Annotated in this window: 16 protein-coding genes; 8 read left to right on the forward strand and 8 right to left on the reverse strand. The window is 46.5% G+C overall.

The window, feature by feature from the left end; all coding sequences use genetic code 11:
• Positions 1-110 precede the first annotated feature (110 nt).
• Positions 111-1,082, forward strand: coding sequence for a class 1 fructose-bisphosphatase (locus AMJAP_RS14200; RefSeq protein WP_019623206.1), 972 nt, complete (start codon positions 111-113; stop codon positions 1,080-1,082).
• Between the two features lie 114 nt (positions 1,083-1,196).
• Complete coding sequence (gene ppa, locus AMJAP_RS14205) at positions 1,197-1,730, forward strand: inorganic diphosphatase (RefSeq protein WP_019623207.1); 534 nt, start codon at positions 1,197-1,199, stop codon at positions 1,728-1,730.
• A 64-nt stretch (positions 1,731-1,794) separates the two neighbouring features.
• On the opposite strand, the gene AMJAP_RS14210 is transcribed toward ppa, so the two are convergent.
• Positions 1,795-2,709, reverse strand: a complete 915-nt coding sequence (locus AMJAP_RS14210) for a DUF808 domain-containing protein (RefSeq protein ID WP_019623208.1) — start codon at positions 2,707-2,709, stop codon at positions 1,795-1,797.
• A 77-nt stretch (positions 2,710-2,786) separates the two neighbouring features.
• Here AMJAP_RS14210 and AMJAP_RS14215 point away from each other — a divergent pair, with 77 nt between their 5' ends.
• A complete protein-coding gene (locus AMJAP_RS14215) occupies positions 2,787-3,125 on the forward strand; it encodes a DUF2956 family protein (RefSeq protein WP_019623209.1) in 339 nt (112 codons plus the stop codon).
• A gap of 34 nt (positions 3,126-3,159) precedes the next feature.
• Here the strand turns inward: AMJAP_RS14215 and AMJAP_RS14220 are convergent, their stop codons facing one another.
• Complete coding sequence (locus AMJAP_RS14220) at positions 3,160-3,762, reverse strand: nitroreductase family protein (RefSeq protein ID WP_019623210.1); 603 nt, start codon at positions 3,760-3,762, stop codon at positions 3,160-3,162.
• 181 nt (positions 3,763-3,943) lie between these two features.
• Positions 3,944-4,861 (reverse strand): LysR family transcriptional regulator, encoded by a 918-nt coding sequence (locus tag AMJAP_RS14225; protein WP_019623211.1) that lies wholly within the window; start codon positions 4,859-4,861, stop codon positions 3,944-3,946.
• 217 nt (positions 4,862-5,078) lie between these two features.
• Between AMJAP_RS14225 and AMJAP_RS14230 the strand changes: the two genes are divergently transcribed.
• The 4 genes from AMJAP_RS14230 (at position 5,079) to AMJAP_RS14245 (ending at position 9,239) form a co-directional block, all read left to right on the forward strand.
• A complete protein-coding gene (locus tag AMJAP_RS14230; protein WP_019623212.1) occupies positions 5,079-5,987 on the forward strand; it encodes a DMT family transporter in 909 nt (302 codons plus the stop codon).
• A 113-nt stretch (positions 5,988-6,100) separates the two neighbouring features.
• Positions 6,101-6,946: an AAA family ATPase gene (locus tag AMJAP_RS14235; RefSeq protein ID WP_019623213.1), complete on the forward strand. Its 846-nt coding sequence runs from the start codon at positions 6,101-6,103 to the stop codon at positions 6,944-6,946.
• 12 nt (positions 6,947-6,958) lie between these two features.
• Positions 6,959-8,134 carry a vWA domain-containing protein gene (locus AMJAP_RS14240; RefSeq protein WP_019623214.1) on the forward strand — a complete coding sequence of 392 codons (1,176 nt, stop codon included), beginning with the start codon at positions 6,959-6,961 and terminating at the stop codon, positions 8,132-8,134.
• 268 nt (positions 8,135-8,402) lie between these two features.
• Complete coding sequence (locus tag AMJAP_RS14245) at positions 8,403-9,239, forward strand: DUF6159 family protein (RefSeq protein ID WP_019623215.1); 837 nt, start codon at positions 8,403-8,405, stop codon at positions 9,237-9,239.
• Positions 9,240-9,409: 170 nt separating this feature from the next.
• Here AMJAP_RS14245 and AMJAP_RS14250 read toward each other — a convergent pair whose 3' ends face one another.
• The 5 genes from AMJAP_RS14250 to AMJAP_RS14270 all read right to left on the reverse strand — a co-directional run bounded on the left by AMJAP_RS14250 (position 9,410) and on the right by AMJAP_RS14270 (position 14,438).
• On the reverse strand, positions 9,410-10,261 hold the full coding sequence (locus tag AMJAP_RS14250) for a 3-hydroxybutyryl-CoA dehydrogenase (protein WP_019623216.1): 852 nt from the start codon (positions 10,259-10,261) through the stop codon (positions 9,410-9,412).
• A gap of 171 nt (positions 10,262-10,432) precedes the next feature.
• A complete protein-coding gene (locus AMJAP_RS14255; protein WP_019623217.1) occupies positions 10,433-11,746 on the reverse strand; it encodes a uracil-xanthine permease family protein in 1,314 nt (437 codons plus the stop codon).
• 12 nt (positions 11,747-11,758) lie between these two features.
• Positions 11,759-12,385 carry a uracil phosphoribosyltransferase gene (gene upp, locus AMJAP_RS14260; RefSeq protein WP_026340274.1) on the reverse strand — a complete coding sequence of 209 codons (627 nt, stop codon included), beginning with the start codon at positions 12,383-12,385 and terminating at the stop codon, positions 11,759-11,761.
• 217 nt (positions 12,386-12,602) lie between these two features.
• Positions 12,603-13,379 carry a ParA family protein gene (locus AMJAP_RS14265; protein WP_019623219.1) on the reverse strand — a complete coding sequence of 259 codons (777 nt, stop codon included), beginning with the start codon at positions 13,377-13,379 and terminating at the stop codon, positions 12,603-12,605.
• 27 nt (positions 13,380-13,406) lie between these two features.
• Positions 13,407-14,438, reverse strand: coding sequence for a DUF2333 family protein (locus AMJAP_RS14270; protein ID WP_019623220.1), 1,032 nt, complete (start codon positions 14,436-14,438; stop codon positions 13,407-13,409).
• A gap of 337 nt (positions 14,439-14,775) precedes the next feature.
• On the opposite strand from AMJAP_RS14270, the gene aroQ reads away from it, so the two are divergent.
• Positions 14,776-15,219 (forward strand): type II 3-dehydroquinate dehydratase, encoded by a 444-nt coding sequence (aroQ, locus tag AMJAP_RS14275; RefSeq protein ID WP_019623221.1) that lies wholly within the window; start codon positions 14,776-14,778, stop codon positions 15,217-15,219.
• Positions 15,220-15,229 lie beyond the last annotated feature (10 nt).

Consider the following 15,229-nt stretch of genomic DNA (forward strand, 5'->3'; position numbering starts at 1 on the left):
ATTACAATTTTTTTACACAATTTTGACGGTCCGACTGTGTAATTACCTCAGAATTAAGCGTAAAATCACTACTACTTTTAAACCTCCCAAACCTACAGGTTTTTGGCCACATGTTACTGCTGAACCAGTATCTCAAGCACCACGAAACTCCCGATGATCTTATTGACCTGATTGACAGCCTGATGCTGTCCTGCAAAGAGATCGCCATTAAACTGCGTGAAGGCGCACTTGCTGGCGTTTTAGGCACTGCAGAAGGCGTCAATGTTCAAGGGGAAACCCAGAAAAAGCTGGATGTAATATCTAACGATATTCTTAAAGCAATACTCCTGGACAACCCAACTGTAGCGGGCATCGCTTCCGAAGAGGAAGATTTCCCGGTCGGTGGTAACCCAGAAGGCAAATACCTGGTTACATTTGATCCGCTGGACGGATCATCCAACATCGATGTAAACGTTTCTGTCGGCACTATATTCTCAATCCTGAGCAAGCCTGAAGGGATTGACGGTGGTGATGAAGCCGCTTATATGCAGAATGGTCGTAAGCAGATCGCCTCTGGTTATGTCCTCTATGGGCCTTGCGCAGTCTTAGTAATGACCACTGGCAGCGGCGTGAACATGTTCACCCTGAGCCACGGCGGTGACTTCATTCTCACCGAAGAGAATGTACAGATTCCGGAACAGACCCAGGAATTCGGTATTAATATGTCTAACCAGCGTTTCTGGGAACCAGAAATGCAGGCCTATGTCGCTGATCTGTTACAAGGCGAAGAAGGCCCACTAGGCAAACGTTATAATATGCGTTGGGTTGCTTCAATGGTGGCAGAGGTGCATCGCATCCTGACCCGGGGCGGTATCTTTTTATACCCATGGGACAATCGAGATACCAGTAAGCCAGGCAAGCTTCGCCTTATGTATGAAGGCAACCCAATGAGCTTCCTGATTGAGCAAGCTGGCGGCCTTAGCACAACCTGCTATGACAACATCATGGATGTAGAGCCAACAAAAATTCATCAACGGGTCGCTGTTGGCCTTGGCTCTACAGGCGAAGTAGAAACCATGATGAAGTATCACGCTAAAGATTAATACCTATAGTGTTTTATGCTCTTTAAGTCGTATTCAAATTATCACCAAAGGCTGTATATAATGCGGCCTTTGGATTCAAAACAGATTTCTATACTTTAAACAGGAAGGCGATACATGAGCTTTGAAAAAGTCCCTGCTGGCAATGATCTGCCAAACGACATCAATGTAATCATCGAGATTCCAGCGGACAGCGATCCGGTTAAATATGAGATCGACAAAGATTCTGATGCAATCTTCGTTGACCGTTTCATGGCAGCACCTATGTTCTACCCTGCTAACTACGGTTACATCAACAATACCCTGGCTGACGATGGCGATGCTCTGGACGTTCTGGTTGTAACACCTTACCCAGTCGTTCCTGGTTCTGTTATCCGCTGCCGTCCGGTTGGCGTATTGAACATGACCGACGAAGCCGGTGAAGATGCTAAGCTGGTTGCGGTACCGCACGACAAGCTGAGCAAAGCTTACAAAAACGTTCAGGACGTTAACGACCTGCCAGAACTTCTTCTCGCTCGTATCAAGCACTTCTTCGAGAACTACAAAGGTCTGGAAGAAGGTAAGTGGGTTAAAGTTGAAGGCTGGGAAGGCGCAGATGCGGCTAAAGCAGCGATCATCGAGTCTCAAAAAGCTTACGAAGCCGCTAAGTAACTACTTAGCAGTTTATAAAAAAACCCGCTTCAGCGGGTTTTTTTTTGCATACTCGAATACCAGGCTATTTTTCAAACAGTTTTTTACCCAAGCCAATCACCAAAAACACCACCCCGCCAGCTGCAACTCCAACCAGCGCTTCCAACAACACCGGCAGAAACACCATAACAATCTCATTCAGCCCGGTATTCAGTTGTTCGATAAAGTGATGCAGGAATGGCAGGCCGTGAACCAGAATACCGCCACCAACCATAAACATCGCTACAGTGCCTACTATAGAAAGGCCTTTCATTAGCATTGGAGCCGCTTTAAGAATGCCGCGACCGATGATTTTAGTGATGTCTGCCGCATCAGATTTACGCACCAGATATAGACCCAGATCGTCCAGTTTTACAATACCTGCCACCAGACCATAAACACCGACAGTCACTATTAAGGAGATCCCCACCAGCACACCCAATTGTGTTGCCAGAGAAGCTCCCGCCACTGTGCCCAGGGTCAATACGATTATCTCGGCTGAGAGTATAAAGTCGGTGCGCACCGCTCCCTTAATCTTCCTGTTTTCAAACGCCACTAGGTCGACCGAACTATCTTCCACCGCTTTCTTTAATTCAGCTTTATGCACCTCATCCCCTTCCGCAGAATGAAAAAAGGTATGGAAAACCTTTTCAAACCCTTCGAAACAAAGAAACAAGCCACCGATCATCAGCAGTGGAATAATCAACCAGGGAATAAAGTAACTGATCGCCAGCGCGCCCGGCACCAAGATCATTTTATTCACCAGCGAGCCTTTGGCTACCGCCCAGACGACGGGTAATTCACGATCGGCACGCACACCAGACACCTGCTCCGCATTCAGCGCCAGATCATCACCCAACACGCCTGCGGTTTTACGGGCGGCGACTTTAGTCATACCAGCGACATCATCCATCAGGGTCGCTATATCATCAATTAATGCCAGAAGGTTTGAAGCAGCCATCTGAATATCCTTTTGTATTTTTCAGTCATTACCTTTACTTAACGTGAGATGATACAGTTCAAACCGGGGGAGTGACTATGGCTAAGAAACAAAAAGTATCTGAACAGGTGGTAACCGAAGCGTTACAGGTTGCCCGGGCAACCCAGCGGCCCGGACAATCAAAAGAACAAACGAAACTGATCGCCCAAGGGATTCAGAAAGGGATCGAAGAATACAAAAAACGCCACAAAGAGAAGTCTCGCGAGCTTGATAAGCAGAAGCGAAAATTGCAACAAGTCAAAAAAGCATCTGAAGTCGACTCCACATCAGAGATACCGACAGAACAATCGGGGCAGCAAAACAGACTAAGCTGGGTGTTACTGCTCTTAAGCTGGATTGGTTTTGCCGTTTACGCGGCCTTATACAACCCTCTGTAGGCTTTGCTACCCTATCGTTACGGAACACCTATCCTCAAAAACTATTTTCTACCAGCACTTCAGCAAGCGGCAACTGGCCTGCCCTTTGATTTGCAGGCTTAGCAGCCTTTCCCAACGTAATCATCATACTGATAACATGCCCTGAAGGCAGATTAATAATCTCAGCAACCCGCTCGGCATTAAAACCAATCATAGGGCAGGTATCATAACCCAACCCTTTCGCGGCAAGCATCATGGTTTGTGCGGCCATCCCACTGGAACGTATCGCTTCATCGCGTTGCAACTGTTCCTTGCCCTGATAAAAAGACTTCAGCATCGGCAACATCACCTCCTGAACATCGTGCCGAGCATTAGCCCAGTAACGCTGTGGGTTAACAAACCATGCCTGAGTATCAGCACATAAAACAATCAATTCAGCCGCTTCTGTCACCTGAGCCTGCCCCCAGGCAGCCTCTTGGATTTGAGCTCGTATTTGAGCATCAACGACTCTGACAAACCGCCAGTGCTGAATATTATAAGAGGTGGGAGAAAGCAAAACCGCTTCCATAATACGTTCAAAGTCGGCTTCGCTAACCGTCTCGGTAATTGAGTAGTGTTTCACCGCACGGCGCGTTTCTATTGCAGTAAACAGTTCCATAATAAACCCTTAATTTGTCATCTTTTGAAAAATGGTTTAAACGTGCCCCGAATACTTTCGAAGAGAGTATCCGCTCGCCGTTTCAACCAAGCCAGGATGTACAGATTAAACAGTTTACTAATCGATGATAATAACCATAAAAATAACAATACTGTTAACTAAATATCAACAATAAAGCTATTTACAGATCGATACCCTGCTCCCAGTAAGGGGCATCACTACCAAGATACTCAATAGCAAAATCCAGAAACGCTCTGACCTTCGCCGGCATATACTGACGTTCAATCATTACCGCACTGATATCTTGCGCTGGCATCTGATATTCAGGAAACAGCTGGATTAACTGACCCGACCGAAGATAAGGCCCCACCACAAAGGTAGGCAGACGCGATATACCCACCCCTTGTAACACAGCATCCAGTAACGCTTCACTGTTATTCGCCTGATAATTACCTGATACCGCAACCATTTGAGTCCGGTCGTTCTGACGAAAACTCCAGCCCTTAGAATCATTAGAGTAACGGAAAGAAAGACAGTTATGCTGTAGCAAATCATCCAGTTGCTTCGGCCTGCCAAACTGATTTAAATAAGATTGCGAAACACATAAAACACTGCGTAAGGGCACTAATTTTCGGGCTATCAGAGTAGAATCAATCATCGTGCCACCCCGAATGGCGATATCAACCCCTCCCTGAACCATATCGACCGTTTTATCATCAAGCTCGAGATCAATACTGACCTTAGGGTAGCGTTTTAAGAACGCCGGAATCATTGGCACCACATGCAGACGACCGAATGACATCGCGGCATTAATACGCAACCGCCCCTGGGGCTCACCCTGCAGTTGAGCCACCGCATCTTCCGCATCCTTAGCGGCCCGATTCGCCATTACCGCATGCTCAAAATAGTGCTCGCCAGCTTCAGTCAAACTTAGCTTACGGGTAGTCCGGTGCAACAATTTGACGCCTAACTGCTGCTCTAGCTGGGTTATCCGCTTACTGACGGCTGATTTAGATATACCCAGAAAGCGGGCAGCCGGGGAAAATCCACCGGACTCAACCACTGCAACAAATACGGGAATTGCACCAAAACTATCCATATACGCTACTCATACTCAACACCAGACCACCCATTTGTAAACTTTTACTCAACAGTGAATATCATATTTCATAGATTATCAATCATTTAGAAACAGGGTAAGCTCATTTCCATAGCATTATCTCTGCAACCTAACCCCTACAACCTTACCCCTACAACCTTACCCCTGGAAAAAGACACACTGTTTAATATCAGATTAATTCAACTGAGAAAGACTCATGAATATTGCCATCTCCTCAAATACCCTAGTTCATACGCTGATGCTGCTGATGGGCGTGCTTGTTGCCAGCTCATTCCCAATTGGTAAGATGATTACCTCTGATTTACCGCCAGAATTACTGGTGTTTATTCGTTTTTTACTCGCAGCACTGTGCTTCGCACCCTATGTATTTATGAAAAATGGGGTTCACCTGCCAGGCCAGAAACAACTCCTGGTCTACACAGTGCTCAGCATTCCTTTAGTCGTCTTTTTCTGGTGCATGTTTGAAGGGCTAAGGTACACTAGCGCTCTCAACACCAGCGCTATCTATACCACCGTACCAGCCATCACCGCCTTGTATGTCCTGCTAATCAATCAGGAAAGAACCGGTAAGCGTCGCGCATTAGGACTGCTGTTAGGCACATTGGGCGCGCTATGGATTATCTTTCACGGGGATCTCAAAGAACTACTCCAGATGCAGCTAAATTATGGCGACGCCCTGTTTATGATCGGCTGTCTGTTTATGGGTGCCTATAACCCCCTGATCAAGAAATTTTACTCTGGCGAGCCGATGGAAGTGATGACCTTTTGGGTAATCTGTATTGGCAGTGCCTGGCTTCTGATTCTGGCCCTGCCAGCACTCGAAACGCAAAAATGGAACGATGTCAGTATCGGGACCTATGCTGGCATTGCATACCTAGCTATTTTCACCACCTTAATCACCTTCTTTCTCCTGCAATTTGGTACTCTGAAACTAGGACCAACACAGGTTGCATCCTATAGCTTCCTCACACCAATTTTTGTTGCAATGCTGAATTTCATTATCGGAACCGGAGGCTTTCAGTGGCAGCTGTTACCCGGTTTTTTTCTAGTACTCATCGCCATGATACTAGTTCACAAGAGAGACACCGGGACCCATCTTCCATAAAGGCCATACTGGTCAAATAATGTCCGATTCAGTCAATTTCTTAACCCTATTTCAACCGTTCTTTTCTGCTAAGATAGACCTCTTTGTTAACTGTTTCTCCAGAGGTTTGTCAGATGAAGTTTGAAGGTACCGAGCGCTACGTCGCCACTGATGATTTGCGAATGGCAGTAAACGCTGCAGCCACCCTGCAACGCCCCCTACTGATCAAAGGCGAACCGGGTACCGGTAAAACAATGCTGGCTGAAGAAGTGGCCACGGCCTTTGGCAAGAAACTCTTACGCTGGCATGTAAAATCGACCACTAAAGCCCAGCAAGGCCTCTATGAATATGATGCAGTGTCCCGCCTGCGTGATTCTCAACTCGGTGATGACAGAGTCCATGATATTGCAAACTACATCCGTAAAGGGATGCTATGGGAAGCCTTCGACGCGGATGAGCAGGTAGTTTTACTCATCGACGAAATAGATAAGGCAGATATCGAATTTCCGAACGATCTACTGGTTGAACTGGATAAGATGGAATTTAGCGTCTACGAAACCGGAGAAAGAGTAGTCGCGAAGCACCGTCCAATCATCATCATTACCAGTAATAATGAAAAAGAGCTGCCCGACGCTTTCCTGCGCCGCTGCTTCTTCCATTATATAAACTTTCCCAGCGCTGAAACCATGAAGCAGATAGTGGATGTTCACTTCCCCACTATTCAGAAAGATTTAGTTAATGAAGCACTGGAAATATTCTTCCAGGTTCGGGATATCAATGGTCTGAAGAAGAAACCTTCCACCTCTGAGCTGATCGACTGGCTGAAACTACTACTCGCCGATAACATCCCTGTCGACCTGCTGCAGAACCGGGATAGCAGTGAAGCCATTCCTCCCCTTTATGGAGCCCTGCTGAAAAATGAGCAGGATGTTCATATGCTACAGCGACTAGCCTTTATGGCCCGTCGCGAAAATCGTTAAGCAGGATTAAAAATGCTCGTAGACTTCTTTTACACCCTGCGCAAAGCCCAGGTGCCTGTTTCTATTAAAGAGCTTCTGACGCTACTGGAAGCTTTAGAAAAACATCTGGCGTTCGGGAACTGGGATGACTTCTATCTACTGGCCCGCACCTGCCTGGTAAAAGATGAAAAATATTTCGACCGCTTTGATCTGGCTTTCAGCCACTACTTCAAAGGCCTCGCTGAACTGCCTGATCCATTGAATAATATTATTCCAGAAGACTGGCTGGAATCTGATTTCATCCGCAATCTCAGCGAAGAAGAAAAAGCCGAGATAGAAAGATTAGGCGGCCTGGACAAGCTCATGGAGACTCTGGCAAAACGCTTTGAAGAGCAAGAAAAGCGTCATGCTGGAGGCAGTAAATGGATCGGCACCGGAGGCACTTCACCTTTTGGCCATAGCGGCTATAACCCTGAAGGGGTGCGGATCGGAGGAGAAAGCAAACACAAGAGAGCGGTCAAAGTATGGGAGAAGCGTCAGTTCCGTGACCTGGATGATAGCGTTGAACTGGGAACTCGCAACATGAAAGTTGCGCTGCGAAAACTTCGTAAATTCGCACGAACAGGTGCCGCCGAAGAGCTGGATCTGGATGATACCATCCGGTCCACAGCCAACAACGCCGGCCTACTGGACCTTAAGATGGTACCTGAACGTCACAATGCCGCTAAGGTTCTGCTATTTTTTGATGTCGGTGGGTCGATGGATCCCTACATCAAGCAATGCGAACAACTATTCTCCGCCGCCCGAACTGAGTTCAAACATCTGGAATACTTTTACTTCCATAACTGCGTATACGAACGGGTATGGAAAGATAATAAGCGCCGCTGGAACGAGCATATCGATACATTCGATCTACTGCATACTTATGGCAAAGATTACCGCATCATCTTCGTCGGCGACGCATCAATGGCCCCCTACGAAGTAACCGAGCGCTACGGCAGTGTTGAACACCGTAACCCTGAAAGCGGAGCAGTCTGGCTAAGACGCATACTGGACAACTGGGATAAAGCGATCTGGTTAAACCCTAGTCATCATCGCTACTGGGGCTACACGGCCAGCACTCAGATGATAAAGCAGATCATGGACGATAAAATGTATCCGCTGACACTGGGAGGCATGGAAGAAGGTATTCGATACCTGTCGAAATAAATTTCGATAGTAGCTAGAACGAAAGCTTCGCTTCCTGCTAGTGGCCAGACGTCGCTACACGACTTGCTAGAAAAAGATTAAGGGCGCATCTGCGCTCTTTTTTGTAGCCATATGGGCCGTTTTGCAACTCCCTTAGTAAGCGATTGAGGCACTTTTTTATAGTAAAAAACCATTAGCTATAGCAAAATCAATCAGATAGGAGATAAGTATTGGAAATTACAGGCTCTGATTATTTTCAATAACTCATTACAGAACAGGAAAGTTTAGTATGGGATTTTTTGATCGACTCTCTAATGGTTGGCAGTTGGGGAAACAATCTTTAGCCGTCATATGGAATGATAAGTCTCTGGCACTGTTTCCATTGATTTCAGGTATAGCATCCGTAGGGATAATTGCAGCCTTTTATTTAGGCATTGGACCGGACAATATTCAGGGATGGATTGAGACCCAAGACAAAACAGGAGAAATCCCCTGGCTTGGGGCTTTATTAGCTCTGATACTGTACTTCGCCCTGTCATTTGTAACCATCTATTTCAATGCTGCCCTGATCGGTGCAGCAGCGCTGAGCCTTGATGGGAAAGACACTACCCTCGGCGATGGTTTTAAAGCAGCAAATGCGCATCTTCTATCGATTCTCGCCTGGTCAGTGGTTTCAGGTACTGTTGGTCTGTTACTCAGTGTAATAGAAAGCAACGAAAAGGGCGGTCGTATTTTACGCTCAATTATAGGTACCGCATGGTCTGCTCTCACCTACTTTGTTATGCCGGTAATGATCTTCGAACGAAAGAATGTTTTTTCATCGGTTGGGAGCAGCATCAATTTGATGAAACAAAGCTGGGGTGAAAATGTTAGTGCGCAATTTAGTATTTGGTTGTATACCCTGCTACTCAGCCTTCCGGTCTTCCTGATATTTATCTATTACGCCAATATAGAAAGCACCAGAACCATCCATATCATTATATTTGGGACTGTGTACATTCTAGCTTTAACCCTTCTCAACCAGATAGCCAAGTCGGTTTTGACTGTCGTACTCTACCGCTTTGCCATGGCAAAACAATCAGTGCCCGGATTTGATACCAAAAACCTTGATAATGCCTTTCGATAATCAGATATGGACTGGCTTTTCCCTCTAGCGAGTTGAGAAGCAACGCTCTAGCTACTCAGCCTTGTCCGCTTTGGATCGACAGATGACATAAAAAGAGCGCCTTTGGCGCTCTTATCTTTTCCTAGCAAGCGACGAAGTCGCGTCTGGCAAGGCACGTAGTGCCGTTCTGGCTAGTCGTAGTGATAAAAACCCCGGCCATTCTTACGTCCCAGATAACCCGCATCCACCATCTGTACCAACAAAGGACAAGGACGATATTTTGAATCTTTAAAGTTATCGTACAATACCTCCATAATACTCAGACAGGTATCCAAACCGATCAGATCCGCCAATGCCAGAGGCCCCATTGGGTGACTCATTCCCAGCTTCATTACGGTATCAATCTCTTCAGCTGACGCCAGATTTTCATAGCGACAAAATACCGCTTCATTAATCATCGGCATAAGAATGCGATTAGACACAAAACCGGGCGCATCTTTCACATCTACCGGCACTTTATTCAAGTCCAATGAAAGCTGCTTAACCTTATCAAATACAGCTTCCTCTGTTTGCAACGCACGGATGATTTCTACCAGCTGCATCATCGGCACCGGATTCATAAAGTGCATTCCAATCACCTGGCCTGGCCGGGAAGTCGCCGCAGCTAAACGGGTAATAGAGATTGACGATGTGTTAGTCGCAAGAATGGCACCGGGCTGACAAACCTCGTCCAGTTGACGGAAGATGCTCTTCTTGATCTCCTCATCCTCACTGGCCGCCTCAACCACAATATCAACAGAGACCATATCTGCCATATCGGAGGTTTGCTTAATCCGGGCCAGAGCCTGATCCATTTCATCCTGAGTTAGCTTTTCTTTCTTAACCATTCGGGAAAGACTCGCGCTAATCGCTCCCACACCGCGCGTTAACGCCGAATCATTAAGATCATAAAGAACAACATCAAAACCAGAACAGGCTGCAACCTGGGCAATACCGCCACCCATCTGACCAGCTCCCACCACACCAAAACTATTAATCGTCATATCAGATCATCCTCACTAAAACAGTGACACAGTGTTCCACCCCATCTGTTGAAATGCAACAAAACAAGGGATAACCCTTACACGCTAAAATCCCATAAAAAAACCGGCATAAGCCGGTTTAATCAGAATCATTCAAAGCTGAAGCGTAACCTCAGGCTTTGCCGACCTCATTCATTTATTGGCATGATCAACCAAGTCATCAACAACTTCTTGCTCTTCACGAAGATCATTCGCAACGGGTTTATTCATCGGCAAGATCAGATTAAGTACGATAGCAACAATACCGCACAGACTCACGCCTTGCATACTGAACTCACCCTGACCGATCACCATCCCACCAATACCAAATACCAGCGTAGTGGCAACAATAACCAGATTACGTTGCTCAGCCAGATCGACCTGCGCTTTGATCAAAGTATTCAGACCTACGGCTGCAATAGAGCCAAACAACAGAATCAAAATACCGCCCATAACCGGCACTGGAATCGTCTGCAGCAGCACACCAAACTTCGCGACAAATGCCATCAGAATCGCAAAGACCGCCGCCCACACCATAATCATCGGATTAAAGGAGCGGGTCAGCATCACCGCACCAGTGACCTCAGAATAAGTTGTATTAGGTGGACCACCAAATAGCGCCGCAGCAGAGGTCGCCAAGCCATCTCCAAACAAAGTACGGTGCAGACCCGGCTTCTTAATATAGTCTTTTCCGGTCACATGACCGATAGCCAGAACATCCCCCACATGCTCAATTGCAGGCGCAATAGCCACGGGAATCATAAACAGAATCGCCTGCCAGTTAAGCTCTGGCATAACGAACGCAGGCACCGCGATAAAGGCTGTATCGGACACAACCTGATAATCAACCATGCCATAAAAGTTAGCAACCAGATAACCCACAACCACACCCGCTAAAATCGGTAACAAGCGAAACACGCCTTTACCAAACGTGGCCACTAGCAACGTTGTTCCCAATGCGGACATCGATACGATCATCGAATCAATATAAGGAAACAACTGGATGCTACCGTCACCAGCTTTGCCCATCGCCATATTCACAGCAATAGGCGCCAAACCAAGACCGATGACCATGATGACCGGACCAACGACCACCGGTGGCAGCAGACGGTGTAAGAAACCAACACCGCGAAACTTAACCGCCATGGCCAGCATCATATACATCAGACCAGCACAGAACAGCGCGCCTAAGGTAGCAGGCATCCCCCAGGTTTGAGTGCTATAAAGAATCGGTGCGATAAATACAAACGAAGAGGCCAGAAAAACCGGCACCTGACGCTTAGTCACAAATTGGAACAGAAGCGTACCAAAGCCTGCGGTAAACAACGCAACACTCGGATCCATTCCGGTCAATAACGGCATCAGCACCAGCGCACCAAAAGCAACAAACAGCATTTGAGACCCCGCCAGGACGGTCCGCCACAACGGTTCGCTGCCGTTCAAGCTATCATCAATATTATGATTCATCTGAACTGCCCTTTATTTAGTACCAAAAATCTTATCACCCGCATCGCCCAGACCCGGAATAATATAACCGTTTTCGTTAAGGTGACTGTCCACCGCCGCTGTATATAACTCTACATCCGGATGAGCTTCATTCACCGCCTTTACTCCTTCAGGAGCAGCTACCAATACCAGCGCTTTGATCTCTGTGCAGCCCGCTTTTTTCAACATATCGATAGTGGCATTCATTGAACCACCGGTTGCCAGCATCGGATCGATAACCAGTGCCGTACGCTCTTCCATATCACTGGTAAGCCGTTCGAAATATGTAACAGGTTGAAGTGTTTCCTCATCCCGATACAACCCGACCACGCTAATCTTAGCGCTGGGAATCAGATCAAGAACACCATCCAGCATGCCGATGCCCGCACGCAGAATAGGCACAACAGTCACTTTTTTACCTTTAATCTGTTCACCGGTCATCTCTCCACACCAGCCTTCAAACTGATAGGTTTCAGTGGTCAGATCTTTAGTCGCTTCATAAGTCAGTAGAGCACCCACCTCTGCCGCCAACTGACGAAAAGCGCGAGTACTGATATCGGCAGCCCGCATCAGGCTGATTTTATGTTTTACCAAAGGGTGGTTAATTTCATGAATACGCATACTGAAGTCTCTCTTCAAGGCGACGATAAGATAAACAGAAGCATCAACTGATAGCAGCATCAGAGTCAGCCCAAAATTTTGAAATATCATACTCCAGCCTAAGCAGAAAGTCTTAGCCCCCTATCACAAAAAAACGCACCTGAGGTGCGTTTCTTATAAGAGCGGTTAAGCTGCCACGTTTATATGTGGCATTAGGCAACAAACTATAAGCACATGACTACCCGTTCAACTCTTCATATAAAGCCATAAATTCCTGCGTAAGCTTGTGCTTTGGGGCAAAATAGATCAACGGTTTGCACTCATTATGGGACTCTTTCATCTTCACCGATGAAGATATTTTTGCTTCCAGTACCGGCAGGTCATCATCTTTTAGCGTTTCGACAATATTTTTCGACGCATTAGCACGGGGTTGAAACTGATTAACCACAATACCTTCAATTTTTAATCGATCGTTATGGTCCTCCTGCGTCTCCTGAATATTATACATCAGGCTATAGAGCGCCTGACGGGAGAACTCATCACAGTCAAATGGAATCAGGCAGCTATCCGCCGTACATAGAGCCGACAGAGTGTAAAAATTGAACGCCGGGGGTGTATCAATATAGATCGCATCGTACTGCTCAAGATTCAGTAACGCATCACGCAATTTATAGATCTTATGCTTCGCTTCCAGCTTTGCATGCAGATCACCTAACTCCGGATTAGACGGCAACAGATCAAGATTTTCATAGGAAGTGGAATGAATAAAGTCAGTAATCTCTTTTGGGCGCACCTGAAAACTCAGCGTCTGCTCAAAGAAATCTTTAATATCTCCCTCAGTGTCATTCACCCGCTCACCTAAGAGATAGTGACTGGTATTACATTGTGGATCCAGATCCACCACCAGCGTACGCTTATTCTTGCTAGCGCTGATCGCTGCAAGATTGGTACTGATACTAGACTTACCGACACCACCTTTTTGATTAAAGACAACCCGAATCATACTGTTTCCCATATTTCAAAGCCCTGCTTATCTCTCAGCTTAACCCTGTTCCAGTAGCGTCCGCAGATCAATAATTGCTGCATTCGCACGGGAGATATAGGAAGCCATCACTAATGAATGGTTTGCCAATAAACCAAATTCATTTCCATTCATAATCATCGGACTCCAGACAGTCCCCTGAGTCGCTTCAAGTTCACGAACAATCTGGCGCAAACTGATCAATGCATTTTTCTTCTCAAGCGCATCAGCAAAATCGACCTCTACAGCTTGCAGAAGATGAATCAGCGCCCAGGCAGTACCGCGTGCTTCGTAGAACACATCATCAATTTCAAACCAACCGGTTTTCACTTCAAGTTCGGCGGCATTGTTGGTTGACTGGCGAGCACTTTCTTCGCCAGCAAGATCCGTATTAACCCTTTTCTGACCAACACTGGCACTGAGTCGCTGAGATAAACTACCCAATCGGGTAGATACGTCCGCCAACCAGCCCCGCAAATTATCAGCGCGGGCATAAAACTGCGCATCTTGCTGCTGTGGATCAATTAAGCGGGCTTCATAAGCGCGCAGGAACTTAAGTGATTTTTTGTATTCCCCTTCACTCGAAGGAATAAGCCAGCTGTTATTATCAAAATGGAGTAGCGGTTCTGCTTCTTTCAGGTCCACATCTTCAGTTGACTGCGACTGCGAACGGCTAAAATCTTTTCGCATCGCCCGGGACATATCTCGGGCCTGAACCAATACACCAAATTCCCAGTTGGGAATATTATCAAGCCAGACTCCTGGAGGGGTGCGGTCATTAGACAGATATCCGCCGGGCTTTTGTAACAAGGTATCTGTAATAGCAATCAGTGTTGATACTGTTGCTGAACCGATAACCGGCTTTTCCACACCTTCAGTGGTTTGAATAAATACAGGTTGCACCTCAAATGGATCCGGCTCCTGGCTCCACCAGATACCTAACACCAAACTCACAAGCAGATACAGCCCTATAACAACACCGATAGGCCCCATTAACTTGAGTCCCGTCAGCCTGTCCCACATTTTCAACCACAACCGCTGTAACATATCCATGGTATTTCCTTTAACGATAAAGCACTTATTGCACCGCAATATGTCCGATTTGCCAGAGCGGGTCAATGCCGGACATCCTGTAAATAATGATTAACTATACTATGACTTCCCCTTTGGTTGCGCCTGAAACTGCACTCGCTTAACAATTGATGATCTGAAACCCGGTCTAAAACAGAGATACAAGTTAAATTCTGATCAGAAACTATCCAGAACGTCGGGTAAATTGATGATAAAACACAATAAGTAGTAAAGATGTTTACAGCGTTTATCTTTTACGGCAAAATATTGAGTCTTATATACCCATCGGTCGCGATCTTGCGTCATATGAGGCTAATTAATGGCTAAAATACTGCTTCTTAACGGTCCAAACCTTAATCTGCTCGGTACTCGCGAGCCCGAGGTTTATGGTGCCGATACGTTACAGGATATTACCCAACGCCTCTCTGTGCTTGCTCAGCAGGCAGGTCATCAACTGGATAGCCTGCAAAGCAACGCTGAACATGTTCTTATCGAGCGGATTCATCAAGCCCGAGATGAGCAGGTTCAATTTATACTGATCAATCCTGCTGCCTATACTCACACCAGTGTCGCACTGCGTGACGCATTACTGGGGGTTGCTATCCCCTTTATCGAGATCCACATCTCCAATGTGCACGCCCGTGAGTCATTCCGCCATCATTCTTATCTTTCGGATGTAGCTGTCGGTGTGATCTGTGGTCTGGGCGTCCTGGGTTATGAATTTGCATTACAATCCGCTATTAGCCGGATTGAGTCACTTTAACATCTGAATT

Origin of the sequence: Amphritea japonica ATCC BAA-1530 (genome assembly GCF_016592435.1) — a bacterium.
GTDB classification, from domain to species: domain Bacteria; phylum Pseudomonadota; class Gammaproteobacteria; order Pseudomonadales; family Balneatricaceae; genus Amphritea; species Amphritea japonica.

What these genes read in the sequence shown, in the direction of transcription:
- AMJAP_RS14200 (WP_019623206.1), top strand. Translation starts at nt 111, where the DNA reads ATGTTACTGCTGAACCAGTATCTCAAGCACCACGAAACTCCCGATGAT.
- ppa (WP_019623207.1), top strand. Translation starts at nt 1,197, where the DNA reads ATGAGCTTTGAAAAAGTCCCTGCTGGCAATGATCTGCCAAACGACATC.
- AMJAP_RS14210 (WP_019623208.1), bottom strand. Translation starts at nt 2,709, where the DNA reads ATGGCTGCTTCAAACCTTCTGGCATTAATTGATGATATAGCGACCCTG.
- AMJAP_RS14215 (WP_019623209.1), top strand. Translation starts at nt 2,787, where the DNA reads ATGGCTAAGAAACAAAAAGTATCTGAACAGGTGGTAACCGAAGCGTTA.
- AMJAP_RS14220 (WP_019623210.1), bottom strand. Translation starts at nt 3,762, where the DNA reads ATGGAACTGTTTACTGCAATAGAAACGCGCCGTGCGGTGAAACACTAC.
- AMJAP_RS14225 (WP_019623211.1), bottom strand. Translation starts at nt 4,861, where the DNA reads ATGGATAGTTTTGGTGCAATTCCCGTATTTGTTGCAGTGGTTGAGTCC.
- AMJAP_RS14230 (WP_019623212.1), top strand. Translation starts at nt 5,079, where the DNA reads ATGAATATTGCCATCTCCTCAAATACCCTAGTTCATACGCTGATGCTG.
- AMJAP_RS14235 (WP_019623213.1), top strand. Translation starts at nt 6,101, where the DNA reads ATGAAGTTTGAAGGTACCGAGCGCTACGTCGCCACTGATGATTTGCGA.
- AMJAP_RS14240 (WP_019623214.1), top strand. Translation starts at nt 6,959, where the DNA reads ATGCTCGTAGACTTCTTTTACACCCTGCGCAAAGCCCAGGTGCCTGTT.
- AMJAP_RS14245 (WP_019623215.1), top strand. Translation starts at nt 8,403, where the DNA reads ATGGGATTTTTTGATCGACTCTCTAATGGTTGGCAGTTGGGGAAACAA.
- AMJAP_RS14250 (WP_019623216.1), bottom strand. Translation starts at nt 10,261, where the DNA reads ATGACGATTAATAGTTTTGGTGTGGTGGGAGCTGGTCAGATGGGTGGC.
- AMJAP_RS14255 (WP_019623217.1), bottom strand. Translation starts at nt 11,746, where the DNA reads ATGAATCATAATATTGATGATAGCTTGAACGGCAGCGAACCGTTGTGG.
- upp (WP_026340274.1), bottom strand. Translation starts at nt 12,385, where the DNA reads ATGCGTATTCATGAAATTAACCACCCTTTGGTAAAACATAAAATCAGC.
- AMJAP_RS14265 (WP_019623219.1), bottom strand. Translation starts at nt 13,379, where the DNA reads ATGGGAAACAGTATGATTCGGGTTGTCTTTAATCAAAAAGGTGGTGTC.
- AMJAP_RS14270 (WP_019623220.1), bottom strand. Translation starts at nt 14,438, where the DNA reads ATGGATATGTTACAGCGGTTGTGGTTGAAAATGTGGGACAGGCTGACG.
- aroQ (WP_019623221.1), top strand. Translation starts at nt 14,776, where the DNA reads ATGGCTAAAATACTGCTTCTTAACGGTCCAAACCTTAATCTGCTCGGT.